The 707-nt window shown below is 71.1% G+C and carries 1 protein-coding gene; it reads right to left on the bottom strand.

The features are described from left to right. Nucleotides 1–707, bottom strand: a 707-nt coding sequence (locus IF30_RS0140435; protein ID WP_030248230.1) for a ketoacyl-synthetase C-terminal extension domain-containing protein, incomplete at both ends; no start/stop codon positions are given.

Here is a 707-nt window from a genome sequence, read left to right as displayed (position 1 = left end):
AGGTCGTGGCCCATGCCCAGGCGTTGGCTGCCCTGGCCGGAGAAGACCATCGTCAGGGTTCCGTCGCCACCCCGGCCGGTGACGAGACCCGGGTGACTGCCACCGCGAGCCAGCGCGGCAAGGGCCTCGATTCGATCAGTGCCGTCACCCGCCAGCACCACGGCCCGCTCGTCCAGCGCGGCCCGGCCGGTGGCAAGTGACCACCCGACATCGAGCGATGAGTCCCCCGGTGCCACTGCCGTCATCAGCCGCGTGGCCTGAGCACGCAACGCGGCCGGACTGGCAGCGGACAGCACCCATGGCACGGTCACCGGAGCACTCTGCTCCGCCGCGGGGGCTTCGGACTGTGGCGGTTGTTCGAGGATGACGTGGGCGTTGGTGCCGCTGATGCCGAAGGAGGAGACGGCGGCTCGGCGGGGGCGGTCGGCCGTCTCCGGCCAGGTCTGTTCCTCGGTGAGCAGTGCGACGGCGCCTGCGGTCCAGTCGACGTGGGGGGTGGGTTCGTCGGCGTGGAGGGTGCGGGGGAGGGTGCCGTGTTGCATGGCGAGGATCATCTTGATGATGCCGGCGGCGCCGGCGGCGGCCTGGGTGTGGCCGATGTTGGATTTCACCGAGCCGAGCCAGAGGGGTTGTTCGCGGTTCTGTCCGTAGGTGGCGAGGAGTGCCTGGGCTTCGATGGGGTCGCCGAGGCGGGTGCCGGTGCCGTG

The sequence above is a fragment of the Streptomyces sp. NRRL S-350 genome, assembly GCF_000719705.1.
Taxonomy (GTDB): domain Bacteria; phylum Actinomycetota; class Actinomycetes; order Streptomycetales; family Streptomycetaceae; genus Kitasatospora.
This window is presented reverse-complemented; position numbering and strand designations above follow the sequence as displayed.